The sequence below is a fragment of the Candidatus Methanoperedens sp. genome (genome assembly GCA_012026795.1).
Classification (GTDB): Archaea; Halobacteriota; Methanosarcinia; order Methanosarcinales; family Methanoperedenaceae; genus Methanoperedens.
This window is the reverse complement of the sequence record VEPM01000033.1, coordinates 22,721-48,791: the sequence shown is the minus strand read 5'-3', so window position 1 is coordinate 48,791 and position 26,071 is coordinate 22,721. Positions and strand designations below refer to the sequence as shown.

Genomic DNA, 26,071 nt, shown 5'->3' with positions numbered 1-26,071 from the left:
TTAGACGGTTAAAGGAGCATATATCGTGGTATGAGCAAAAGGCGACTATCAATAGATACGCTGTAAATAATTATTTGAGGATAAATGCGTAAGTCCTAAACAATTGTAATTTAAGATGTGAGCATTGTCAAGTGAGCCATTGGACAAAAGACATCAGATATTTGGATATAAAATCTTATCGATACATCTTAAACCAATTTCCTTGTCTGTTATCAGCTAAATTACAGGGGATGGGAGAACCTTTTCTTAACAGACAATTACCTTTTATGTTGAAAGAAGGAGAAGAGCGTGGAATTTCAATGATAGTTTTTACTAATGGAACTATTTATGATAAACACTTAGCTAAAAAATTGATTCAATTAAAAAATACTCATATTTGTTTTAGTATTGATGGAGCAACCTCTGAAACCCATGAAAAGATTAGAATAGGGAGTAATTTTGAAAAAATCCTCAGAAATATTGGAGATTTGATTAATCATAGAGGTTTGAATATATATCCTCGTTTATCAATATGGTCTGTAATTACTAAAAGTAACATTCATGAAACAACCCAAATAGTCAAAATGTCAAAATTATTAAACTTAGATTCCATTTATTTACAAACCACTCTTGTAAATTGGGGAAAAAACAATATTGACCGATATAATAAAACTATTAGAATAGATTCAAAGTCTAAAGAATTTGACTATATATGGCTAGAAGCAAAAAATGCTGCTGAAAAAGAAAAAATAATTTTGGAGATAATAAGCACAGGTTTTTCAAGAAAGAATAAATGTTATTGGCCTTGGACCAGTGCTTATATTGCAGTGAATGGTGACGTCATTCCCTGCTGCAATATTGCTGATTCCCATACGTTAAAAATGGGAAATCTTTTTGAAACAAGTTTTAGTGATATTTGGAATTCAAGAGAATATATGGTATTACGTGAGAAGATTAGAACCCATAATATACCTGAGTTTTGTAAAAGCTGTTATTTTGAATGAAAACTGTCCAAAGCCAAACCTTTTATTTTTGGAAACCAATATGCTCATATATAATCAATCTTTATAAGTAATTAGATAGAAATTCCGTTTCTATAAAGTTTATTGAATTATTTCGAATAGATATGAAGGTGACAAGGAAAAAATAATGATCAAAATGAACATTTTGAAACTTGTATTATTATTAACTCTCATGTTATCAATACTCGTCTACTTTTTATCACTCATATTGTTACCTACCCCCACTTCTTTACCACCAACACCGGTTTCTTCAAAAACCTATTTTGTAGCCAAAAACGGAAACGATTATAATCCTGGCACAGAGCAACAACCGTGGAAGACTATTATGAAAGCCACAGACACTTTGGTCGCCGGAGATACTGTTTACATCAAGAATGGGACTTATAATGAAAAAATTGACGTTAAAAACTCAGGAGATCAAGGAAATTATATTACATTTTCCGCATATCCGGGCGATAACGTTACTATTGATGGTATGGGTATACCTGTATCATATTGGGATGGCTTGGTTCAAATCCATGGCTCAAGTTATATAAATATTTCAGGATTCAGGATAATAAATTCCATGTTCATGGGGATCGTAGTAACAAGTGATTATGCATCGAATTTTCCAACAAACATAACTATCGAGAAAAACTACATTCGGAATACTGCATCTTCTGCAATATATGCAGAAGACGGGAAAAACATTACTATAGATGGGAATGAAATCACAAAAGCTCAGACTCTGGAAGGTTTAAGCCAGAGGAAGCATGAGACTATTTCACTGGCAAATGTTAATGGATTCGAAATAAAAAATAATAAACTTTACCTGAATAATGCCGAAAGCATAGACGTAAAAGATGGGTCAGGCAATGGAAGGATACATCACAATGATATAAGCCAGCATGAAAGTGCAGGTATTTATATAGATTCATGGAATAGATCTTCCAGTGACATTGAGATATTTAGTAACAGGGTACATGATGGTAGAAGAAGCGGCCGCGGAATAGCTATTGCTATCGAAAATGGAGGCAGCCTCAGAAATGTCAACGCATACAGCAATTTAATCTATAACAATGCAGCAACAGGGATAGATATTTCATGGTATAGTAACGGCCTTATGGAAAACATATCGATAATAGGTAATACTGTGTATAACAACGGGTTGGTCGATGATTGGGGAGGTGGGATCTCTTTAGATTATTCCTCTGCTGTTAATGTAACTATCAGGAATAATATAGTCAGCAAGAACAATCACTATTCGATCAAAGTAAATAATGTCAATGCAGTAATTGATCACAATCTTATAAATGATTACAAAGGAAGGCAGGATGAAACCAAAGGCAGCAATTATGTTGAAGGAGACCCCGAGTTCGTTAATCAAGACAATGCAGACTTCCGTCTAATGAACACTTCCCCAGCCATAAATAGGGGATCGGTCATAAATGTTCCAAACATGGATTTTGACGGTAAAATATATTCCCAAAATGCGGGTTATGACATCGGAGCTTTTCAATATATCTCATGACTGATTCTCGATTTTCATCATTTATTATTTCTGTATATCTGATAATAACCATTATCGTAAAGGCCATTTAAGGTTTGCTTATTCACCTGTATCCATTCTTCAAGTGGGTCTGAACCAAAAGAATAATATATAAAATTATGACTTCCAATACTATTTATTATATATGTTGCATTACCGATAATTGAGGGTTCTGGTTTGTCCCAGACTGGCATTGTCCAGTATAATACTTTAATCATCTCAGGATTATAGTAATCTATGAACGTATCCCACATAGAAAAATATGTTTCCCTGTCAGCAAATACCGCGTTTGTTGTAAAGAACTTCGTACCGCTTAGTTCAGTTGTTCGTATCGAATCAAAACTTTCAGTCCCGTAATGCGCTGGCATGTGGAAAAGTACCAGCAAAATTGCCATGACGGCAATGATTTTCCTATCAAATGCAAAAGATATGATAAACACCATTGGTACTAATGAAAATAGGAAAATCCTATCATCTATTTCATTTCGACCATACCTTAATGCAAAAAGGGTCAAAATACCAATGAGCCAAAAAAAACAAATTTTAGTTGATTCCATATAATTTTCTTTGATTCGGCGGGTTAGGTAGAGAAAAGTTGCGGCAATCATAGCAATAGCGTATACTACTAAGTAAAAAAGACGACTGTAATGTACTATCCATCGTGTCAAAAACTCCCCTGGACTGTATTTTTCAGTTTTAAAAAAGCCAAAAAAATCAACCTCAGTAACTATTCTCATAAACTCTAATAAGCCGGTTTTAAACATAGCAGGTGCAAAATATATATGCCACACAATAAAAATTAGAAAAAAAAGTGTTATGAATTTAACACGTTGTTTATTGAGTGCTCTAATAAATGATGATGAAAAAATAAATCCTACTATTACTGCAATTGGAGTCAATATATGTGTTATGACCAATGATGTAAAAGTCAGACTTATCAGTATTGTATTTTCAATTCTGCCACTTTTTTTATCCTTGTGGGGTTCTATCAAACTTGAATTAGGATTAATTCTACTGAATGTAACGATAAACAGAAATAACAAAAGATATAGCAAATATGCAAGAGACGGAGGTCCATAGTAGTAAAGACCAGTCCAGAATGATGCTAGGAAGAGAAAAGATGATGCAAAATATTGGTTCGGTGACAATCCAAGACGTTTTCCGATACTGAAAGTAATTAAGATTACTGAGAAAACCCAAAATAAAGGCATATATTTTAATAAATCAGCTATTTTGATATCCATCAAATACAAAATGCTTGCGGAAGTAAGATGCATAGATGGCCAGGAACGATATGTCATAAGAGGATAATTTGATGCAATGTCCACATGATTTGTATCTAAAACTGTCTGAACTTCTCCTGCGGGATAGTAAGACCAAGGGAATCGCGGATTTTCTTCCGCAAATATCGGCACTCCAAAAAGGAATAATCCGATAGCAATTAGAAATACTAAATATATACTATCATGTTTTATTTGTTTGTCTAAAAACAGTCTGATAGAGAACACCAACATAAGGACATATCCTATCCAATATGCTAAGGTTAAGTGAGATAACAATCCGAGAAAATCTCCTATATCAATTATAACAGGTTTTATTTCCCAGATACTATAAAATAAAAATAAGAAACTTATAAGTACAATATATATATATGTTTTTGAATTGGTGGGAGAAGAGAACCATTTTCTTATATATGCAGGCATATTTCCTTTCTGCGGATTTTTAAGTTCTTTCATAATTTTCATCTTTGTTTTCGGTTTTATTCCTGATAAGCGATACATACTCTCTCATAAATCCATCCAGAGAATAATATCTGGCATAGATTTGCTTGATTTTTTCCTTGGAATAAAATTTTTTATTCTGCAAAAATAGTCTAATCTCCTCTATCCCCTCACCTTTAAAAATTATATCTTTATCCACTTTTCCGATAATTTCCCCAATTCCACCGGAATCCTTTCCGGTTACAGGAGTACCCACTGACATTGACTCCAGTGCAACAAGAGGATTATTTTCAAGGTTGATTGAAGGAACTATTAACGCCCGAGCATCATTATAAAGCGACCAGAGATCATGATGACTTATCCACCCCAAAACAATGATTTTATTATCCAATTTATTCCTGGCTATGTGATCCGTGATTTTTTCCCTGAAACTGCCTTCTCCAACGATAATAAGCTTTGCATCTATCTCCTTCTCGTGCTCTATGAATACTTTAAGGAGATTACAGATTCCCTTATACTTTTCAAGCACTCCAACAAATAAAAAATAGTTTGAATAACCGGATTCTTTTATATTGTTGGGCGGAGCAGGAGCAAAGTTGGGTATATGTACAATATTAGTCTTTACAGGTAGCCACTTAGAAAGTTTTTTTTTCATAAAGTTACTCGGAGCAATAATAGTATCGATATCTCCCATTGCCCGAATAAACTCTTTACTTCCCCGCCATGTCTGAAGTAACCTTTTTGAATGGAAGGTGCATGAAAGACAGCTTTGTTTTTCACACTCTTTTTGGCCATATTTCATCAAATCGAATCTCTGGCATATCAGCCAATAATCATGGGCAGTATAAAGATTGGTATAACTTCCCTGCTTTTTCAGGATATTGTATCCAAGAAAGAAGATGTTATGATGGTGGACAACATCAGGTTTGATTTCACCTAACAGACTATCGAATGTCTTCTTAACATACGTTGATTTTCCTGTGAGATAGGTGAGATACAAGTCTGATTTACCTAAAGGCGATTTCAGAGGATGAAGAAAAACACCATTACTTTCATCAGTTTCTTTAAAATCCCCATTAAAATCCGGTTTCTTGTAACGATATGCATCCAGGCTGAACATAACATGCACTTCATGTCCAAGCTTCACCAGTTCTTCTGAGAGATATTTTACATGTGTAGCATCTCCTCCTATATGATATGGCGGATAGTAAGAAGAGGTCATAAGAAATATTTTTTTCTCCATAAATATTCGTCCTTTGGTTTATTTATTGCCCAAAAGCTAATTTTAATGCACCGATGGCGTATCTACTTGCAAGATTGAAATCATCCGGATTCTTGATAACGTATCCAATATTCTGAATCCACCACCTGGGATTCAAGAATATCGCCTGATGTGCCATTTCCCTGGCTTTATTTATCTCTTCACTTGTCAATTCCTCAGTTCTCATAATCGATTTATTCTGATGCAAGGTCCTGAAATCTGTTTGTTCTGTTATCCACCCTTTTTCCAGAGCGATTTCATACAATTTTGTTCCCGGATAAGGCGTTGCAACATTGAATTCACCCCCTGTGGGAAGTGTTCGTTTGATAAAGTCGATCGTTTCTTTGACAGTCGTCCTGTTTTCACCCGGTAATCCGAAAATAAAACTGCAATATGCCTTAATTCCTGCATCTTTGACCATTTGTATTGCTTTAGCTGATTCTTCAACAGATATTCTCTTATTTGCCCCGCCTATGATCTTCTGGCTGCCGGATTCTATTCCCATGCTAACGGCCGTGCATCCTGCCTGCTTCATTTTTTGAAGAAGATCCATGTCTATAAGATCAACCCTGGAATTACAATACCATTTTATATTCAACCTTTCAGAGACCATTGTTCGTGCAATAGTCTCAACACGTTTTTTATCCATCGTGAAGACCTCATCAAAAAACATTATAGTTTTAATATTGTAATTCTGCTTAAGGTATCTCAGTTCCTCAAGTACGCTCCTGGCAGACCTTGCTTTCCATTTGGTTTTTGCCATTGTGCAATATATACAAGAATTGGGACAGCCCTTACTCGTATACATTATAGTGAAAGGTTGACCATGTTTGGTATCCGCATAATATAAATCAAAGGATTTTAACAAATCATAAGCAGGGATAGGTATATCGTCATAATTATTTATAGGATCAGCATCCCTGTTGACTTTAATTTCACCATCAAAACGGTACGCAATCCCTGCCACCTCCGAAAGCTCAGGTCCTGCAGCTAACCTGTTAATAAGATCTGGCGCCACTACTTCATATTCATGTCTTATGTAAATATCAAGATCTTTTGCTTCATCAAGAACATTCCTGGCAAAACTACCAAGAGTCCAGCAGATGCCAATTGTGGGTGCATCAGAGTACTTTTTTGAAATTGATGCAACTTTCATATCACAGTCAAAAGTTGAAGGAATGAACTTAATAATAACTGCTTCATAATCATTCTCAGAAAGCATTTTTTCAAAAGCTGGATACTCTATATTCTCACCGTTTGCATCAATAAGGTCAACTTTATGTCCCTGACTTCGTAAAAGAGATGCAATCTGAAGCAGACTGTATGGAGGCAAAACTGAATTCTTCTCAATAATCTCACACCGTTCTTCCCTGATAACAGACATTTTTTTAAATCTTGGTGGATTCACAAGTAAAACTTTCATATCTATTCCCCTTTTAATATTTGTCCATATATTTTTCCTGTTTTATTAATTCTTATTTCAGATGTATTTATTTCAGATATATTATATTCATTATGTTCTTTTTGTTCACCATTGTCATAATACCATATACGTTCGTATAATGGGATATCTACTGTTTTATTAGTAAATAAAAATAATATATATTTATATAAATTATATGGTCCGAACATATCTATCAAACTTTTATTTTCGATAGCAAGACGAAGAGCATGTGACTTGATCAATGTAAAGAAAGTCCTGCGTGCTTGCGTTTTATAAAATTTCATATTTTCAATTTTATCATTAAATATAGAACTAATATTTATGTTAGAAAATTTAAGATTTGGATTAATAGATTTTGCTCTGATTTTTATTTGTTTCAAAGTTAACATCGACGCATACTGGAGATCCTCATAAAAAACAATTCTTATATTATTTTCTTTGGCAATTCTACTGCAAATATCACATAACATAATATGGTCTATATGGTTCCCAAGACCCATTGGCGCTGCTATTAAATCACATGGATATGATTTTATTAATTTTAATAAAGTATTATACACATCTGTATAAATCGGATCTGAAGCAGGATTATTTTTTGCGAATATTTCCGGGCGTGAATACCCTCTAAGTGGCGGTTCATTGAAATTTAAACACTGAAAATTAATACCTAATTTATCCGTAAATCCAACATCCTCCAGATGCCTTACTTTTGATATTTTCTCAGGACCAGATATCTTAATAGATGGTGAATAATTAGATCTTGTAAAAATAGTCACCATTAAAATAGGTCGATTGAAAAAATTTTGTAATAAACTTCCACCAAGTGAATATGCAATATCGTCCGAATGTGGAGAGACTAATATTGTTTTAATTCTATTTTCCATAATCCTATCCTTTATCCTTTCAATGCGCAAAATCCATTTTATTAATTAAATAATTGCTTAGTATTTTAATAATATGATTACTCGCAAGTATGAAATCATCCGGATTCTTAAGTACGTATCCAATATTCTGAATCCACCATCTGGGGTAAAAATATATTGCCTTATATGCTTTTTTTCTTGCACTTTCCAGTTCCTCTGTTGTTAATTCATCTGTTCTCATAATCGATTCATGCTGAAACATGCTTCTGAAATCTGTCTTTTTCGTTATCCATCCCTTTTCCATAGCAATGTCATACAACTTTGTTCCCGGATAAGGCGCCACAACATTGAATTGAGCGCCAGTAGGAAGAGTCTGCCTGACAAAATTAATTGTATCATTCACAGTCTCCCAGTTCTCACCTGGCAATCCAAAAATAAAGCTGCAATTTACTTTGATCCCTGCATCTTTTACCATTTTAATTGCTTCACCCGCCATTTCAACTGATGTTTTCTTATTCGTTCCGGCCATAATCTTCTGACTGCCGGATTCTATTCCCAGGCTAACGGCTCCACACCCGGCCATCTTCATTTTTTCAAGAAGATCCATGTCTATAAGATCAACCCTGGAATTACAATACCATTTGATATCCAGCTTTTCATCTACGATTGCCTGAGTAATTCTCTCAACTCGTTTCCTATCCATGGTGAAAGTTTCATCAAAAAACATTACGGTTTTAATATTGTAATTCTGCTTAAGATACAGCAATTCCCTGATTACACTCTCAGCAGACCTTGCCTTCCACTTTGTTTTAGCAACAGTACAGTAAATGCAAGAATATGTACAACCTTTACTTGTGTACATTATTGTGAAGGGCTGCCCATGTTTTGTATTTTCGTAGTAAAATTGAAACGATTTTAGCAAATCATACGCAGGTAAGGGTATATCATCATAATTTTTTATAGGATGAGAATCTTTGTTAACCTGTATTTCACCATTGAGGCGATATGCGATTCCCGCCACATCTGGGAGATTTCCATCAGTAGAGATCTGGTCAATAAGCTCTGGTGTCACAACTTCATATTCATGCCATATATAAAAATCCAGATCTTTTGCCTGGTTCAGTATAGTCCGTGCAAAATCGCTAAGAGTATAACAGATGCCAATTGTAGGAGCATCAGAGCACTTTTTTGAAATTGATGCAACTTTCATATCCCAGTCAAAAGTTGTGGGTGTAAACCTGAAAATAACTGCTTCATAATCTTTTTCAGAGAGCAATTTTTCAAGGGCTGGATATTCAATATCCTCACCGTTTGCATCAATAAGATCAATCTTATGCCCTCTTTCCCGAAGAAGAGATGCAATCTGAAGAAGGCTATATGGGGGTAAGACCGAGTTTCGTTCAATAATCTCACACCGCTCTTCCCTGATAACAGATATTTTATTAAACCTGGGTGGATTAACTAATAGAACATTCATATATTAACCCCCGTTCAATATTTGTTCATAAATTTTCTCAGTTTGATTTGTCATTATTTTAGACGTAAATTTCTCCAATACTTTTTCACGTGCTTTCTTTGATATTTTAATTCTCTCAGATTCATTATCCAATAAAAATAATAACTTTTCAGCTAATATTTCCGAATTACCGGGGGGGACCAATAGCCCGTCAACCCCATCTTCTATGATTTCAGGGACACCGCCAACATTTGATGCAATTACTGCAACTCCTGAACTCATTGCTTCAAGAATACTAAACGGAAAACTTTCTGTTAAACTTGGAAGAACAAAAATCGATGAGTTTGAATATACTTCAGGCATCCTGGCATGTGGAATATATCCTAAGAGAGAATAGTACTCTGGTGGGATACCTTCATTTTCAAACATGCTTACCCACTTTCTATTTGCTTCCGGACCGGCAAAAGCAAAATGAACACATTTGGTTTTGCTAATCACATACCGCATGGCTCTTACCAGAATATTGATCCCTTTTAATGCAATGAACCTTCCTGAAAACAGTATAACAGGTTTACTTGTTTCAAATCTTCCTGCCGTATTTTTTCTATCAGGTGAAAATTGTTCATGATCTACCCCATTATGGATGACATTCACATCCTTAATTCTGTAGTTGTGCTCCAGTAATCCTTTCATCCAATTTGAAACTGCTATAATTGTCCGGGATCTTTTCAAATAAAGCCCCTGGATAAGTTTTAGCATGGGATATAACTCAAGTGTATATTTCTCAGAGGCCTCCATTTGACTGAAATCAAGACCGGAAGCCAGAATCCCCTCTTTATGCCCTTCAATAATAGTATGTACTGTTGTTACCATGTTCTTATTTGATTTTAATAATCTCAAGATCACATCAGACATATGAGGGACATCAGCATGGATAATATCTATTCTATTTTCTTTGCATATTATGGGAAGTTCCCTGAAACATGAATATTGAAAGGCAGCATTATAAAGAAAGGTATCATTAGCATTTGAAATTGTGTGGATCTGGATTTTATTTTCAAAAAAATCAAGGATTTTTTCATCAGTATAAACAGAATCATTATCGATTTTTCTTCTAACTGTCACAACATGGATATTATGTTTTTTTGACAGGTTTTTAGCCAGTCCGATTGTATAAGTTCCGGCTCCTCCCCAATTTGGCATAAACTCAGGTGCCAAAAGTGCGATATTCATCTTAACCCCCTATGTTCATATATCAAGATACTATCAAATAGCGGTTTTGAAATATTCCCGCCCCCGCATCCAATACTATTATTGAACTTCTTCTTATTATCTTTTTCGGTTTTTGGTTATGTGGTTGTTAAAAATATAATCGGTTGTCCGAGTATAGAATTAAAGGCCCCACATACAAAAAATGTACGTTTTTGGTATAAACATTTAAAACTATTTGAGATTCAATGGATAATGGTCAGGCCTGGATATTCGCCTGCCTGCTTTACTGTTAATCTTATTAGTAAAACTAATAATATGCTCATCCTTTTTATTTATTTTATTGGATGGTTTCAAATACTCTTTCAATATAACATTAAGAATCTTGAATCCATCTCTTATAGAATTAAGATTTGAATCCCCATTCTTCCTTTTTGCTTCAAAGGAGGGCACTTCTTTGATTTTTAGCCCTGCTTTTTTCATAAGTATCGATTGTTCTGTCTCTATTTCAAATCCATTTGAACTGCAATATATCCGGTCCAGTGCTTCTTTCTTAAAAGCACGATAACCATAGCAGAGGTCTGTATAATCTGTATTATACAGGGTGTTAACCATTGACACAAATATTTTATTGCCCAGTCTCCTGAAAGGCGTAAAATCCGCAGATCCTCCACCTGGCAGTAAACGTGAACCTTTTGCAACATCGAATCCATCGAGGATGGGGTCAAGAAGCAATGGAATTTCTGCAGGGTCATGACTGCCATCCGCATCCATCATAATTATTAAATCACCTGTTGCTGTTTCAAAACCGGTTTTCATTGCAGCACCTTTTCCAGATGGTTGTTCTATTATGATTTTCGTGTCACTCCTGTATTTTCTGATCTCTTCTATTGTTCCATCGGTTGAGTTCCCATCCACAACGACAATCTCATCCACAAAATCAGGAATATTTGAAAATACTTCCTTGATATTTTTAGATTCATTCATAGTTGGTATTACCACACTAATTTTTTTCATCTGCTTTTTCTTATCCATCAGACTCATTTCTATACCCCCATTGATAGAGTAGAAAACTTCGAACCTATCCAAGATCATATTTTTTAAGACCATTTAGATGAAATACTAACCTTAATTTACCCATTGAATCCCAATTCAGATTTCCATTTAAATGAAATCGTAAATAAACAAACCTGCATCAGGTCGGTTCTACTCCCGTATAGTATAATCGTGGTTGTAACATTTAAGCCTTTCTATGTTTGGGATATGTTTGAATGGTCGGTAATGTTTATATTACTTTATCGATAAGAAGAGTATTATGGCAGAGTTAGGGAAAATTGAAAAACCGGAAGCATCAACCTTTTTGGCAAAACGTAAATTATACGTTATCCCCACACTTCCTTTTGAAGAGCTGGCTTCACAATATAATATTGATCTGGCAAAAGTGGAGCGGTTTTGGGGAGAAGTGAGGGAAAAGATAAATTATTTCATCTCAACTTATGGAAAGATCAGTATAATTTATATAGAAGGAATAAATGAAGACGAAAAAGCAGGCATTGAATATTTTGAAAAAACCGGAAAAGATAGTAATCATTACAAGTTAATAAAAAACCTCCTGGACAATGGCGCGGTTGTGAAAGGCATTGAAAAAGCCGGACAACTGGAGCGGTCAAAGCTGCTATTTGAGGAATACTCAAAATCTTTTTATCCTGAAGTGCAGGAAATCCATAAAGGTTATTATGGCAAAGACACCAATTTTGATAAATGGCGGGAATACCTGACAAAAAAGATACAGGAAATGCAGGACGAAATGGGAAAATCCACAACCAGGATCCTTGGAGAATTACCTGCTGATTCAAGCGGTGTTCTCATCATTACTGATGGAAGACCAATAGAATTCCCTGAAGATATTGATATTTTCCAGATAAGGCCTCCAGCTTTTGATGAGATTGAACGCAATATCCGGGAAAAGGTAAATCCAGTCAATCGGATGAATCAACAGGAATAGTAATAATTATTCCTTTAGATGAGATTTCATAAGGTAATAGCTGGACCGGAGTCTTATTATTTCTCATTTTCACAATATCCATCACCCTTTCCCTGCGTCCGGTATAAGGATTTTCTCGTTTCATGAGCTGGATAGCGCCGTAAGCTGAGAAAAGTGCAAATTCAACTAATTCCCTGGAGACAACCCCACCAAGAAGGATAAATGTAGTAATGCCTTTTTGTGCCATGTTATAAATAAGAAGATTGAACCTGTCACGGAACTCGGATGAAGTAAGATTTGATACATGGCTGCCGAGACTATCGATAATGAGAATATTGGTATCAACAGGCAGATTATCCGAAAATTGTGTAAAATCGCCTTTAACTGCTTCCAGACTGATAGATAATGCTGTCTTTATTTCCATTGCCCTGTACCCTGCAAGCTCAACGAAATGTAACAATCCCTTTTTCTCCATAGCTTCAAGGTCCCAGCCAAATGATTTCCCCTGCTGCCTGAGCTCCGGCGCATTTTCCTCCGTGGAAACATATACTGTCTTTTTGCCATCCAGGCAATTTGTATGTGCGAATTGAAGTCCAAAAATAGTTTTTCCGCTTCCCGGATCACCCGTGATGATGATATTTTTTCCAGCGGGAAAACCTCTTATTATTTCATCCAGTTCCGAAATACCTGTTTTTATCCTTTCCATGTTCATTTCTCCTTCATTTTTTTTCGTCCCTGACTTGAATTTCAAATCTGCACATCTTTGAACCGCTGGCAATACTTGATTTTTGCTCTACGCTGCCTTTAAGACCGGTCCATGTGAAACTGCGCTTTGCAAGACTCCTGCATATAAAACAAAATATCGGATTGCTGTGAGCTTCATTTCTCCAGGGACAATTAATGAACTCAAGCACTTCCTTTTTCCCATCTATTGTTCTTTTATTTTCAATCCCGAAATTTGAAAACAATCCAGAGACCCATACCATATATGCTGTAATCAATTGAGAAGGATCATGATTAACATCCTTTTGTTTCATTTCCTCTTTAAACCTGGGCTTCACATTCATCTCAAACCTTTCAGAAAAATTTTTAATAAGGATATCTCTTACCTGGGATGGGACACCGGATGCAAAAACAGGAAGCGCGCTCACAATAAAGCCATGCAATTCTGCCCGTGCCTTTTCCTTCTGCAACTTCTCTGCATTCTTACGCTCTGTGATATCTCTTGTTACATGTACAATACTGCCAATTTCTCCATTTTCATTATTGATCGGATATGCAGAAACTTCAACATATTGAATATTGCCATTCCTTGCATAATGAATATGTTCGTATATTGAAGAAGATCCTGTTTTCAATGTATTCTGAAGAGGGCAATTATCAAGAGGACAGGGATGATTACTATTATGTGTTAATTCATAACAGTTCTTTCCGATAGCCTGTTCTTTCGTAAGATTATAGAATTTCAGGAAAGCCTTATTAGCGTCAATTATTGTGAAATCTTTTACGTTAATTATGGTAATTAAATCATTGATACTGTTAAGTACGGTTTCTGAGAATTCCTTTGATTGGTGCAGGAGCTCCTCAGCATGCTTGCGTTCGGTAATGTCACGAACGACTGCCATCGTATAACTTTTTTGCCCGATGTCTAAAATGTTTGTATTTACTTCAACTGGAAAAACCGACCCATCCTTGCGTTTATGAAGACCTTCCATTGTCACATTCCGTTTTTTCATCAGATCCTTCACATGATCTTCCCATGAAAATTTATCAGGAATTGCTGCTTCAAAATCAAAAACATGCATATTCAGGATTTCTCCAATAGAATATCCAAGGTTCTTGCATGCCGTTTCATTGCAGTCAATGATCAGTCCTGTTTCCGGATCGTCAATAAAAACGGCATCTGTTGAGGTCTCAAAAAGCGTTCTGAATAAACGAAGCTTTTCTTCTGCCTTCCGACGCTCTGTTATATCTTTAAGTGTCCCCATGGTCGCTACTTTTCCGCCGAAATTTATAAGCGCCACAGTCATATTCAGTATCAAACGTGTTTTCCTGTCCCGATGAAGGGCATTGAATTCGTATTCAGTGGGTACATTTTCACCTGCCTGCCTGCGTATATAATAATCGGAAACTTTTGCCATGTCCTCAGGCGCAATGAATTGCCTGAAATCCATTCCTATTATTTCTTCCACTTCATACCCGGCCAACCTCGCAAAAGCTTCATTTACGAATTGGAACTTCCCATTAATGATAATAAAAACCCCATCCTGGATATGTTCGATCAAAGTCCGGTATTTTTCTTCTGATTGGTGGAGTTTTTCTTCAGCTTCCTTACGTTCCGTGATATCCTCAACCATAATGATTGCAAATTGCGGATCACCTTTTATATCCCGGACAAGGGAAACTGTCATCCTGGCCCAGAACACCATGCCGTTTTTCCGGATATAGCGTTTCTTTATCATGTATTGATCTTTGTTCCCGAGGATCAATTCATTGAACTGGTCTATATCAAGTTCCACATCATCATGATAAGTGAATTCGGTAAACAGCTTACCTTTAATTTCTTCATCCATAAACCCCAGCATCTGCTGAAGTATATGGTTTGTTTCCAGGATTCGCCCCTGTGAATCCACACGGGACATACCGATAGGTGCCTCTTTAAAAGTAGCTTTGAATTTCGCCTCGCTTTTTCGAAGCTTTTCTTCAATCCGCTTTCGCTCTTCGATTTCCCTTTCAAGCTGGCTCACTTTCTCCTCCAGCTTATTGAAGATACGGCGGCTGTACCGTTCAAGGTACTCTTCTTCTTTTATTGGGGTTGGTTGTGATATTTTCAGTTTGCCACTGGAAATATCAAGAAGAGCCTGTGTAATTTCTTTCACGAGTTCCCTGGGCTCAATAGGTTTAATTATGAACCGGCAGACCCCAAGCGCCTCAGCCAGTTCCATGTCTTTTTCGGTTACATAGGATGCGCTATAGAAAATAAATGGCAATTCTTTCGAAGATATGCTTTTCCTTATCTCACGAAGCAGTGTAAACCCATCCATTTCAGGCATCATGATATCTGAAACCACGATGTCAGGTTTTTCCAATGATACGAGTTTCAATGCCTCTACCCCGTTCCCGGCTTCGACTACCACATAGTTGTTAGATGAGAGCATTTTAGATAACATCATCCTGTCAAGCCTGTTATCATCCACTACCAGGACTTTCATTTCTTATCCCCGCTGGAGTCCTGAATCAGAAATGTATTCCCTTATCCGACCATGTTTTATACCCATATTCATCCTCTGTAAGATTCGATTATATTTTCGATATTGCACGACCAAACCCTACGCCACCATATATGCGTGTACTTTCTGAATCCACCTGGTATATTTTATCAAAGACCTTACCAGTTAATCATTGGGAATATATATCCTTGTATCTTTGAAACAGACCTGGATATATTCACTTTTTCTTTTTCTACCTGCATCTATTTCTACTTTCCTCTTTTTTGTTGAATTTGATAGTATTTTTCCATGAACAGCGCTTTCATGGGTTTTTCATCTCAAGGAATTTTTCAATATCTTTCATGATTGTAAGGGGATTTATGGGTTTTTCAAAATATCCATTGCATCCGGCCTCCATTACTTTTTCGCGATCTCCTGCCATTGCGTATGAAGTTATTGCAATTATCGGTATTTTCTGTACTGATTCTTTAGCGCGGATCCTCTTTGTGGCTTCAAGCCCATCGATATCAGGAAGCTGTATATCCATAAGAATGAGTTCAGGGCGCAAATCAACTGCTTTTTCCACACCCTCAAGACCGCACAAAGCCTCAATAACATCATGTCCATACTTTTTCAGGACAAAAGTTAATAGCTTCATATTTTGTGGATTGTCCTCTATTACCAGTATTTTCAAATTTTAACCTCCCGTGGTATGCGCAGGGAAAATATACTGCCCTTTCCATACTCACTTTCCACGTTGATTATACCGCCAAGAACTTCCTGTGTGAGCTTCCTGGTAAGATATAATCCAAGCCCGGTTCCGGAAGTTTTGGCTGTGAGTGGTGAATCAAGTCTTACAAATGCGGTAAAAAGTTTCGGAATATCTTCTCTCTTTATCCCAATCCCTGAATCTCCAATAGATATTTCGATTTCATTATTTGTAGACTTTGCTATTATTTTGATTTCACCTTTTTCTGTGAACTTCACTGCGTTTGAAAAAAGATTCATTATGCACTGGAGCAGTCGCCTGCGGTCGGTGTTTAACTCTATATCTGGCACATCAATACTCACAAAAAGCCCTTTTCCATTAATTTCTTGTTCCAGTGTAGAAACTACTTCATCTATTACTTCTTTTAAATCGAACCTGGAAACACAGACCTCAAGTTTCCCTGCTTCTATCTTCGAAATGTCGATAACATCGTTTATTAATGAAAGAAGATGCTTTCCAGAAGTGTTAACTATCTGGATCTGTTCTCTTTGTTCAGGTGTGAGTTCTCCTGACCAGCCCTCAAGGAGAATGCTCGTAAACCCGATTATCGAATTAAGTGGCGTCCTGAGCTCATGACTTGTGCTTGCTATGAACATCGATTTCATGAGGTCAAGTTGAATAAGACGCTTGTTAGCTTTATCAAGTTCAGCCGCTGTGCTGTTTATATCATTCACGAGATTAAGAAGACTTAATTGGCTCTCCTGTAGTTCTTTTGTCCTTTGTGCTACTTTTTTTTCAAGTGTTAATGTGTATTCTTTTGTTTCTTCGTAAAGCTGTGCGTTCCGTATCGAAAGCGCAACCTGTGAAGAAATAAGTTCAATGATTTTCAATTTTTTCACATCAGGTTTTTTATCAGTGCGGGTGAATAAACATAGTACTCCCACGCACTTTCCCCCCGTGATAAGCGGGAATGCCGCATGATACCGTATGTCTTCTTTGCGTGTAGCTTCCCTTGTGGCAAATTTGATCACAGCTTCACGGTCAGGAAGAATAAGGGGTTTAAGGTCGCGTGCTGCTGCCCCGCACAGGCATTCACCTATCCTGATCTTATTTGTGGTAAGGTCAATAATGGTCTCCTCTGATGTGCACCTGTGAGCAACCAACTGCAATATTTCATCCGGTTTTACAAAGCAAATAGTTCCCCCTTCAAGCCCTACGATCTTGACGCATTCATCAAGTACAGTTTCAAGTAGTTTATCAATATCAAGCAATCCGGTCGCAGTTGATATTATTTTATTGATAATACTGAGTTCCTCATTTGCTAATTGCATTTGGTCTTTCGCACGTTTTAGCTCCGTAATATCATTGATTGTTGTATAAACCTGATATGGCTTTGTTTCCGCATACCTGGTTTGTGGTATTGCATTTACCTGTATCCACCGGTATTCCTTAACTTCAGGATTGAATACACCCATAACCACATCTTTTACTTCCTTTCTGGTACGAAGAGCCATCATTGCCGGATGTTTCTCAACCGGAAAATCGGAACCATCCTCATGGATCGCTTTCCATAGCGGATCAATGGATGTCCGTCCTACCAGGTGGCCCACTGATAAACCGAGTATCTTCTGCGCTGCAAAGTTCGCTGAAATTATTGTTCCGGATTCATTATGGTAAATTACTCCCTGTGCCATTGTTTCATACAGGTTTCGATATTTCTCCTCTGATAAGCTTAGAGCTTTCTCAGCGCGCTTTCGCTGGGTAATGTCAATGATGATTGCCAGGAAAAGACGTGATCCTTCCTGCTCTATCAATTGCAGATGCAACTCTATCGGATAATGACTCCCGTTCGCCCTTCGAAGATCAGTATATAACAATAGTTTCTTTTTTTCATGCTGAATTAGTGGTATAATATATTTGCGGAATAACACTTCATCATATTCGTATGTGATGTCAAGAAAAGTCATCGATCTCAAAGATTCCAGAGAATAACCCAGATTCTGGCATCCCCCTGAATTTACATACGTGAACCGGAATTTTTCAGAATCAAAAATATAAATTTCATTAAGGCTTTTATCAAGAATTAATGAGAGACTCTTTTTTTCTTCTTCCCCTTTTCTGATATCTTCCATCAGTTGTGCATTTTCAAGCGCGATTGCTGCACTTGAAGCAAGACCCTGCAGCATCTCGATGTCAGATTGATCGAACTGGCGGTGTTCTTTTGTATTATGGATCTGGAATGAACCCAGCATCCGGCCTTTCCTGTCCAGTATAGGAACATTGGCGAGATTATGGAAACAAAGAGTTTTCCTGATATACTGGATCACATAAGGGTCATTCCGGGCATCATTTGAAATATAAGGCGATTTAGTCTCCATTACATGCCCCGGGACACCGTATCCCTTCTCGAAAACATAATCTATGGGAAAAAGCTTTCCATGTTCATTATATTCGGAAAACACCATTTTTCCGTTGACGATCAAACCTGCAGTCCCGGCTGTAGAATCTGTAATTTCCATTGCCGAAGTTATAAGATTTTGCATTATGACCGGAATTTCAAGAACGGTATTTATTTTCTGTGCCGCCTTTGACAGGATGCGAAGCTGGATGTTCCGCCGGGATACGAATTCCTCGGCCTGCTTTCGTTCAGTGATATCCCTGGCGAATCCGCAGAAATATTCTTTATTATCAAACTTGATATAACTTGAGATAATCTCTACCGGGAACTCACTGCCATCTTTACGGCGATGTATCGATTCGGCATGGAATAGTTTTTTTCTGCGGAATTCCTTAACCACAGCGTTCCACCTGGCGGAATCAGCCCGTGGATTCACATCAAATATCTTTAACTTCATCAATTCGTCATGATCGTAACCCAGAGATTTGCATGCAGACTCATTGACATAAATGAAATTACCTTCCGGATCAAGCCAGAATACCGCATCTGATATTGTATCGATAGTCTTTTTTAGTAAATTTAATCTCTTCTCTGCATGCTTGCGCCCGGTGATATCAGTTGCTATATGGATGATCTTCTCAAGGTTACCTTTCTCATCAAATAAAGGTGTACAGGAGACAAGATATACACCATCTAAGGCTTGCACTACCATCTCACCTGTCTCAATTGAGTTGGATATTAACATCTTTTCCATAGGGCAATTCTTCGGTGGCCGGGTTGTTCCATGGAATAATTCGTAACATTTCTTGCCCACGATTTCAACTTCGGATTTTCCAAAAACTTTTTCTGTGATCCTGTTAGCTGCCAGTATATTATGTTTCGGATCCAGGAGCAATATTGTATGACCGATGGATTTGAAAAATTCCATTTTTTCAGCGTATGCGCCAGCAAGTGCTTTTTCTGTCAGTATGCGTTCTGTATCATCCCTCCAGATACTGATAATAAGACCCGGCTTTCCAATATCAACATGTTCAAGAAAAGAGGAGTTAATATTGAAGTATCTCATTCCGGCTTCTGTCTTCATCCGGAACTCAATATCTTTAGCTATGCCGTTATTTTTGATCTGACTTTCCAGTTCTTTCCAGATATCACTGGCATTGGCATTTAGCTTTCCAAGCCATACTATAATGTTTGTTCCGATCACATTATGCCTGTTACATGAAATAAATTTACAGAATGTATCATTAACAAAAATGATGTTTTTAGCCGCATCAGTGATCACTATGCCATCAGTTGATGCATGAAGCAGCACCTCGAAAAACCGTACGGTCCGCTGTAATTTTAATATACTTTTTCTATTATTCTCTTCTACATCATTCAACTTACGGTCATTCATGAACCTCTTTTATCTAACCCTGCGATAGCAAAGGCTACTTTTTATGACGTTTTTGCAGTACGATGGTTATAAAACGGTAGATCTATTATATTAAAATGATGTTTTTTTCTGCATCTTGAAATCCAGTGAAAATTATTACAAAAAATACAAAAATACACACAAAATCAGTCCGACGGATAACCTTAAATACAACATAACACAATATGATTTATATGATTATGATGATTGAATAATCAGTGTCCGAGCCCGACCTCCTAACGGGTAGCTCCTCTGTTCGCTATATGGGGGTGTAAATCCCCCCTCGGACCAACCCGATTTTATTAAATTCCAGGCGAACTTAAAATATTTAAATAATCCCGTTATTAAACCAAAAATGGATAAAACCAGGTTTGTTTATATTTTGATCGGGGGATTTTTTGGTTCTGCATTAAGAGAATCTCTCTTGTTGTCGCTTCCCGGTGCTTTCAGTACTTTACTCGTAAATATTACCGGGAGTTTTGTCCTTGGCTACCTGATGTATGCAACAGAACTTGGTTTTTTTAGCGAACGTGAACGATATGTCGTAGGTTTCGGCTTTTGCGGTGGCCTGACAACATTTTCAACATTCATTGTTCAGACAATGCAACTTCCGGGTTCAATTGCCTTATTAAATATTATGGTTAGCATTGGTTTTTGCCTGGTTAGCGTTTTCCTGGGAAGGGTATTTGCAAAAAAGGGGCTGGGAGCATGAACTTGATCCCTGTATTATTGGCAGGCGCCGGAGGGGCACTTGGTGCAGTGCTGCGCTATCTGGTCTCAGGGATATGTCCTGTCTGGAAGGATATTCCAACAGGGACATTGCTTGTGAATTTTCTTGGCTCAACGATCCTTTCTGTGATCACATTCGGGACAAATCCCCTTCCATACTTTGCTGATGCAGGAATACTTGGCGGATTTACTACATTTTCCACCTTCAGTTATGAGAGCTGGAAGCTCCTTGAACGCAGGGAGTATAATGTTTTTGGAGCTAATATCATGTTGAGCCTGCTTATATGCGGAGCAGGTGTAGCCTTAGGAAAATGGATAGTATTATGAATAAAGGATACAGAGATGGTTTTATGAAAGCAAAATTACTCAGGATTTACATCGGGGAATCCGGACGGTACGAAGGAAGACCTGTTTATCATGCGATTGTTGAATACTTAAGAAGCAAAGGAATTGCAGGTGCTACTGTATTCCGGGGTTTTGAAGGGTACGGTGTTCACAGTATTCTTCATACTGCAAGCATAATGCGACTGAGTGAAGATCTTCCGGTAATTATTGAGGTAGTGGATACAGAGGAGCGCCTGGAGCCGGTTATCCCCCAGATCAGGAAAATGGCAAAGGATAAATTGATGATGATACAGGATGTTGATATTCTGGCAGGGCATGAATATGAAGCGTGAAGAGTTCTCGTTTCAAAAAACATATATCTCCACAGGTTAATCTTTAACTATGCTTACAAAATCAGAGGGTGAGGCAGCTGTACGCCTGGCAAGAACAGCAATAAAAGAATGCCTTACAAATGGAAAAAAGATCACACCGGAAAACCTTCCGGATATTTTCAAGGAAAAGCGCGGTGTTTTTGTAACATTGAATAAGAAAATCGCTTCAAAAGAGCTTAGGGGCTGTATTGGAAGACCTTATCCTGTCCTTCCTCTCGGTGAAGCTATAATCTTATCAGCCATCAATGCCGCACGTGAAGATCCGCGGTTTAATCCTGTAGAGCTAAAAGAACTTGATCAAATCGTTATTGAAGTCACCATACTTACAGTTCCCAAACGCATTAATGCAAAACCCAGAGATATCCCTGATAAAATAGTTATCGGGCGGGATGGTCTTATTATTTCAAACGGAAGGAGTTCAGGGCTTCTTCTCCCCCAGGTCGCAGTGGAATATGGGTTTGATAGTACTGAATTTCTTTCCCAGACATGCATAAAAGCAGGACTCATGCCCGATGCATGGCTTGAAGGGGCGCAGGTTTATTCTTTTGAAGGACAGATATTTGAGGAAGTAAAACCTGGCATAGAAATAAGGGAAAAAGATATTAAGCGCGGAGAATGATTATTAATATGGAGTGTTAGCCCCAAAATTCATTTTAATAGCACAGGAGAACAATAAAATGTCTGAATTACATATATCCGAGAATTCTTCGAGTGATGAGATACTTCCGTTTGCGAAAATGGTGCATGAACTTTTTTCACTTCCCGTTACTATGCGAAGTAAAAATAAAAAAGGTGTCAGGCTTGAAAAAGGAATTTTAATTGATACAGACTATACCGGACCTGTGCTTGAAGAGGCAATGCAAAAAAACCATGTGATCCATACCATACCGACGAGTGGCGAGTATAAAGGAATACCTGTTGTTGTTACCCCTATCCAGGACAAAGAAGGTAAACCTATAGCAGCTCTGGGTATTGTGGATGTGATTTGTACGATCGACCTTGCTTCAGTATTCGGGAATTACCCGCAGATTGTGCGGCAGGTTGAAGAAAGCAAGAAGCATTAACAAATTAATGCTACCAGATTCTTTGCGCTGTAAGTATTATTCCCTTATCCTTCATAAAATTAATTAAGTTCTCTATCCATATTTGCATTGCCAGTTTAGTCTTGGCATAATCCAACAGGCTATTTTTGACTCCGCCACGCCAGCGGACTCCTTTGTATTTTGTCTTGAATTCCTCGATATGCGACTTTTCAGCCGTGTTCTCAAAGAGACCGGCTAATATTTGTAAGGTATATTGTAGATTTTCTTTTTTCATAAATCCCCTCGCGCATAAATTATCAATATAGGTATACACAATATGTTATATATATTTTTCCATATAGATGAGCATAATGATAATCAAAAGAATAATGTCTGACCGTATCTTTTACTATAACCTGAAATCGAGTTAAGGAATTTTTATACCAAAGTATTAAATGTCTTAACATTCAAGTAAGCAGTCCACCAGAGGTGAACCATGGCAAGATTTCCAGAAGCGGAAAAAGTACTATTACACATGAAAATCTGCATGAAATGCAATGCAAGGAATTCAGTTCGCGCAACACGATGCAGAAAATGCGGATATAAGAATCTTAGAATGAAATCAAAGGAACTTAAGGGAACATAACTTGATGTCAGTTGAGGAGCGTCTCAACCAGATAGTTGAAAAAGAAGGCGCTGTTCACCTTACCCTTTTAGACCCTGACTCACAGTCGCCTGAAATAGCCGGAAAAACCGCAAAAGAAGCGTATCTTGGCGGCACAGATGCAATTATGGTCGGCGGTTCTACCGGGGCTACGGGAAGTACTGTTGAACAGACAGTGCAGGCTATAAAGTCTGCCTGTGATCTTCCGGTCATTCTTTTCCCGGGAAATGCCGCAGGGCTTGCACCAGGAGCTGATGCGGTTTTTTTTATGAGCCTTCTTAATTCAAGAGATGTCAATTACATCACAACAAACCAGGCAATTGGAGCACCGGTAGTTTATAAACATAATATTGAACCGATCTCTATGGCATATATTGTAATAGAACCAGGAGGTGCTGCCGGATGGGTGGGAGATGCCCGCCTTATTCCGAGGGACAGGCCTAAGCTGGCTGTGGCTTATTCTCTTGCGGCAAAATACCTGGGAATGCATTACATATATCTTGAGGCAGGTTCAGGCGCCGATAAACCCATACCTGTTGAAATGATCCGGGCTGTAAAAAAAGTGGTTGGAAAGTCAACAAAACTAATCGTTGGCGGTGGAATACGTGATGGGAACACCGCAAAAGAGAGAGTAAAAGCAGGAGCCGACATGATAGTTACAGGCACAATCGTCGAACAGGTCGATGATGTCAGAAGTAAGATAGAAGAACTTGTGAAAGCGATAAAGTCATAATAACAAGCTTTCATCATGATACTCAAGATACACGACCGAATCGATAACTTTAAATTCTTATAAGGACTAAAATCACATGGAGACTGTCATCCGGGATGACATTGGTATAAATGAATAACAAAATATCAGAAATCCAACAAAAACGCTCTGCTTTGATGAAAAATATGGGGAAAAAACAACCTGTGGCGCTTGAATCATGGATGATAGAGGAATATTATGTCCCATATCAAGCATCTTAATTTTTAATATTTAATTTTTAGTATTTACCTGGAGGGAGTATATGGAAGTAACTGGAGTTTGTAGTATATGTGGACGACCGGGAAAGCTGCATACATGCATGTTATGCGGAAGTTTAGTATGTTCCCGGTGCATCACAGGAGAAGGCGTATGTATTCGCTGTTCTCAGGGCAGGTCATCTTCGGGGGAAAGATCGTTCGTTTGATCAAAAATTAACCGTCCTAAAACCATAAATATAAAACGCTGTAAATCCATAATACAAGCTACTTAATATAGAGAGTAAGATAGGAGGCTTTCATATCGAGGAGAACTCAAGTGAATTGAAACCCGTTAAAGCAATATATGCGGTTCTTGGTAGCGGAGGCATTGGTCTTGCTCTTGCGAAAGAGCTTGAGACCAGGACTAAGAATATTATCCTTGTAGATAATGATGCTGCAAAGGTCCAGACATTAAAAGAACAAAACCTCAATGCTGTGCAGGGAAATATCGGTGATACTGAAATTCTCTCAAGTCTGGATCTCCAGAATATCGAATCTGTTTTTATAATGAGTTCTGACATCGAAGCAAATAAGAAAGCTTTGAATTTTATCCGGAAAAAAGCTCCAGATGTCCAGATAGTTACAAGAGTCAATACTTACCAGGAAAAGGAAGAAATGGAAGTTGCCGGCGCTGACCTGGTGGTCCTCCCTTCAAATTTACCAATAAAAGCGATAGCATCAGCTATTGTACAGTATATAGAAAAAATGAAATCCGTAAAACTTGCCCAGGACCTGAAGAAATTAATCAATACTGTAGGTGAAGGAAAACTTGCGATCATAGTCCATGATAATCCTGACCCGGATGCCATCTCAAGCGCTATGGGCCTGAAGGAAATCGCGAACAGCGTAGGGGTCAAAGCGGACATCCTGTACAGGGGAGTAATAGGGCATCATGAAAACAAAGCTTTTGTAAACCTCCTTGATATAGAGATGGACCAGTCAAAAGACTTCAAGGCATCAGATTATAAGAAAATAGCACTCATTGAATCATCGGCGCCAGGCGTAAATAATTTACTTCCCCCTGGAACTAGGGTCAGCATTGTGATCGACCACCACCAGGCCAATCTGGAAGAAGTAGATGCAGAATACATAGACATAAGACCAAACATAGGTGCGACTGCTACCATAATGACAAAATATCTCCAGGAACTTGAGATACCTATAAAAACCGAGCTTGCAACAGCGCTATTATATGGTATAAAAGTGGACACAAATGACTTTCGCAGAAATACCGATCCTGCTGACATGACCGCCGCAGCATATCTATTTCCTCTTGCAAATCATGATATACTGAACCGCATAGAAACGCCCTCAAAATCTACTGAGTCGATAGATATTCTTGGTGAAGCTATCAAGAACAGGCAGATAAAAGGCAGTTACCTTATCTCAAATGTCGGGACGATACGCGACAGGGATACTCTTGCCCAGGCTGCGGATTACATGCTGACCCTTGAAGGAATAACCACAACCCTGGTTTTTGGTCTCAGTGAAGATACGATATATATTTCCGGAAGATCGCGGGACGACAGGATAAATATCGGAAAGATCCTGACAGATGCATTCGGTGCTGATAAGGCCGGAGGACATGCCACGCTTGGAGGCGCACAGATCCCTCTTGGGGTTTTCAGCGGTACAAAAGATAAACAGACGCTTCTCAAACTGGCTGAGGAGGCTGTAGTAAAACGATTCCTGACTGTCATAGGGATGCAGAAAGAAACAAGTTGATTTTCCAGGA

Annotated in this window: 24 protein-coding genes; 12 read left to right on the top strand and 12 right to left on the bottom strand. The window is 37.8% G+C overall.

Features of this window, described 5'->3' with window-relative positions; all coding sequences use genetic code 11:
- Positions 1-131: 131 nt before the first annotated feature.
- Together FIB07_14955 and FIB07_14950 are read left to right on the top strand one after the other, a co-directional pair.
- A complete protein-coding gene (locus tag FIB07_14955; protein ID NJD54152.1) occupies positions 132-983 on the top strand; it encodes a radical SAM protein in 852 nt (283 codons plus the stop codon).
- Positions 984-1,128: 145 nt separating this feature from the next.
- A complete protein-coding gene (locus tag FIB07_14950; protein NJD54151.1) occupies positions 1,129-2,511 on the top strand; it encodes a DUF1565 domain-containing protein in 1,383 nt (460 codons plus the stop codon).
- Between the two features lie 17 nt (positions 2,512-2,528).
- Here the strand turns inward: FIB07_14950 and FIB07_14945 are convergent, their stop codons facing one another.
- The 7 genes from FIB07_14945 to FIB07_14915 all read right to left on the bottom strand — a co-directional run bounded on the left by FIB07_14945 (position 2,529) and on the right by FIB07_14915 (position 11,593).
- The gene (locus FIB07_14945; protein NJD54150.1) at positions 2,529-4,265 is read right to left on the bottom strand and encodes a hypothetical protein; all 1,737 of its coding nucleotides are present in this window, start codon (positions 4,263-4,265) and stop codon (positions 2,529-2,531) included.
- Positions 4,252-5,493 (bottom strand): glycosyltransferase, encoded by a 1,242-nt coding sequence (locus tag FIB07_14940; protein ID NJD54149.1) that lies wholly within the window; start codon positions 5,491-5,493, stop codon positions 4,252-4,254. The genes FIB07_14945 and FIB07_14940 overlap by 14 nt, the downstream gene beginning before the upstream one ends.
- A gap of 22 nt (positions 5,494-5,515) precedes the next feature.
- Positions 5,516-6,934 carry a radical SAM protein gene (locus FIB07_14935; protein NJD54148.1) on the bottom strand — a complete coding sequence of 473 codons (1,419 nt, stop codon included), beginning with the start codon at positions 6,932-6,934 and terminating at the stop codon, positions 5,516-5,518.
- 2 nt (positions 6,935-6,936) lie between these two features.
- Positions 6,937-7,839 carry a hypothetical protein gene (locus FIB07_14930; GenBank protein NJD54147.1) on the bottom strand — a complete coding sequence of 301 codons (903 nt, stop codon included), beginning with the start codon at positions 7,837-7,839 and terminating at the stop codon, positions 6,937-6,939.
- Positions 7,840-7,858: 19 nt separating this feature from the next.
- Positions 7,859-9,295, bottom strand: coding sequence for a radical SAM protein (locus FIB07_14925; protein NJD54146.1), 1,437 nt, complete (start codon positions 9,293-9,295; stop codon positions 7,859-7,861).
- Between the two features lie 3 nt (positions 9,296-9,298).
- Positions 9,299-10,507: a glycosyltransferase family 4 protein gene (locus FIB07_14920; GenBank protein ID NJD54145.1), complete on the bottom strand. Its 1,209-nt coding sequence runs from the start codon at positions 10,505-10,507 to the stop codon at positions 9,299-9,301.
- A 210-nt stretch (positions 10,508-10,717) separates the two neighbouring features.
- Positions 10,718-11,593 (bottom strand): glycosyltransferase family 2 protein, encoded by an 876-nt coding sequence (locus FIB07_14915; GenBank protein ID NJD54144.1) that lies wholly within the window; start codon positions 11,591-11,593, stop codon positions 10,718-10,720.
- Positions 11,594-11,798: 205 nt separating this feature from the next.
- Between FIB07_14915 and FIB07_14910 the strand changes: the two genes are divergently transcribed.
- Positions 11,799-12,488 (top strand): hypothetical protein, encoded by a 690-nt coding sequence (locus FIB07_14910; protein NJD54143.1) that lies wholly within the window; start codon positions 11,799-11,801, stop codon positions 12,486-12,488.
- Here FIB07_14910 and FIB07_14905 read toward each other — a convergent pair.
- From FIB07_14905 to FIB07_14890, 4 genes are all read right to left on the bottom strand, one after another.
- Positions 12,463-13,173, bottom strand: a complete 711-nt coding sequence (locus FIB07_14905) for a recombinase (GenBank protein ID NJD54142.1) — start codon at positions 13,171-13,173, stop codon at positions 12,463-12,465. The two genes, FIB07_14910 and FIB07_14905, sit on opposite strands and share 26 nt — an antisense overlap.
- Positions 13,174-13,186: 13 nt before the next feature.
- The gene (locus FIB07_14900; protein ID NJD54141.1) at positions 13,187-15,679 is read right to left on the bottom strand and encodes a PAS domain S-box protein; all 2,493 of its coding nucleotides are present in this window, start codon (positions 15,677-15,679) and stop codon (positions 13,187-13,189) included.
- 319 nt (positions 15,680-15,998) lie between these two features.
- Positions 15,999-16,370: a response regulator gene (locus FIB07_14895; protein NJD54140.1), complete on the bottom strand. Its 372-nt coding sequence runs from the start codon at positions 16,368-16,370 to the stop codon at positions 15,999-16,001.
- Positions 16,367-20,179 carry a PAS domain S-box protein gene (locus FIB07_14890; protein NJD54139.1) on the bottom strand — a complete coding sequence of 1,271 codons (3,813 nt, stop codon included), beginning with the start codon at positions 20,177-20,179 and terminating at the stop codon, positions 16,367-16,369. The genes FIB07_14895 and FIB07_14890 overlap by 4 nt, the downstream gene beginning before the upstream one ends.
- A 373-nt stretch (positions 20,180-20,552) precedes the next feature.
- On the opposite strand from FIB07_14890, the gene FIB07_14885 reads away from it, so the two are divergent.
- From FIB07_14885 to FIB07_14865, 5 genes are read left to right on the top strand one after another with little or no spacing between them, the layout of a single operon-like run.
- Positions 20,553-20,909, top strand: coding sequence for a hypothetical protein (locus tag FIB07_14885; GenBank protein ID NJD54138.1), 357 nt, complete (start codon positions 20,553-20,555; stop codon positions 20,907-20,909).
- Between the two features lie 2 nt (positions 20,910-20,911).
- The gene (locus FIB07_14880) at positions 20,912-21,253 is read left to right on the top strand and encodes a CrcB family protein (GenBank protein ID NJD54137.1); all 342 of its coding nucleotides are present in this window, start codon (positions 20,912-20,914) and stop codon (positions 21,251-21,253) included.
- Between the two features lie 23 nt (positions 21,254-21,276).
- On the top strand, positions 21,277-21,603 hold the full coding sequence (locus FIB07_14875) for a DUF190 domain-containing protein (protein ID NJD54136.1): 327 nt from the start codon (positions 21,277-21,279) through the stop codon (positions 21,601-21,603).
- A 49-nt stretch (positions 21,604-21,652) separates the two neighbouring features.
- Positions 21,653-22,261: a TIGR00296 family protein gene (locus FIB07_14870; GenBank protein ID NJD54135.1), complete on the top strand. Its 609-nt coding sequence runs from the start codon at positions 21,653-21,655 to the stop codon at positions 22,259-22,261.
- Positions 22,262-22,319: 58 nt separating this feature from the next.
- A complete protein-coding gene (locus tag FIB07_14865; protein NJD54134.1) occupies positions 22,320-22,706 on the top strand; it encodes a DUF2111 domain-containing protein in 387 nt (128 codons plus the stop codon).
- A 10-nt stretch (positions 22,707-22,716) separates the two neighbouring features.
- Here the strand turns inward: FIB07_14865 and FIB07_14860 are convergent, their stop codons facing one another.
- The gene (locus tag FIB07_14860; GenBank protein ID NJD54133.1) at positions 22,717-22,959 is read right to left on the bottom strand and encodes a hypothetical protein; all 243 of its coding nucleotides are present in this window, start codon (positions 22,957-22,959) and stop codon (positions 22,717-22,719) included.
- Between the two features lie 201 nt (positions 22,960-23,160).
- Here FIB07_14860 and FIB07_14855 point away from each other — a divergent pair, with 201 nt between their 5' ends.
- From FIB07_14855 to FIB07_14840, 4 genes are all read left to right on the top strand, one after another.
- Complete coding sequence (locus FIB07_14855; protein NJD54132.1) at positions 23,161-23,310, top strand: 50S ribosomal protein L40e; 150 nt, start codon at positions 23,161-23,163, stop codon at positions 23,308-23,310.
- A gap of 4 nt (positions 23,311-23,314) precedes the next feature.
- On the top strand, positions 23,315-24,061 hold the full coding sequence (locus FIB07_14850) for a geranylgeranylglyceryl/heptaprenylglyceryl phosphate synthase (protein ID NJD54131.1): 747 nt from the start codon (positions 23,315-23,317) through the stop codon (positions 24,059-24,061).
- A 280-nt stretch (positions 24,062-24,341) separates the two neighbouring features.
- Positions 24,342-24,503 carry an orotate phosphoribosyltransferase gene (locus FIB07_14845; protein ID NJD54130.1) on the top strand — a complete coding sequence of 54 codons (162 nt, stop codon included), beginning with the start codon at positions 24,342-24,344 and terminating at the stop codon, positions 24,501-24,503.
- Between the two features lie 79 nt (positions 24,504-24,582).
- On the top strand, positions 24,583-26,061 hold the full coding sequence (locus tag FIB07_14840; GenBank protein ID NJD54129.1) for a potassium transporter TrkA: 1,479 nt from the start codon (positions 24,583-24,585) through the stop codon (positions 26,059-26,061).
- Positions 26,062-26,071 lie beyond the last annotated feature (10 nt).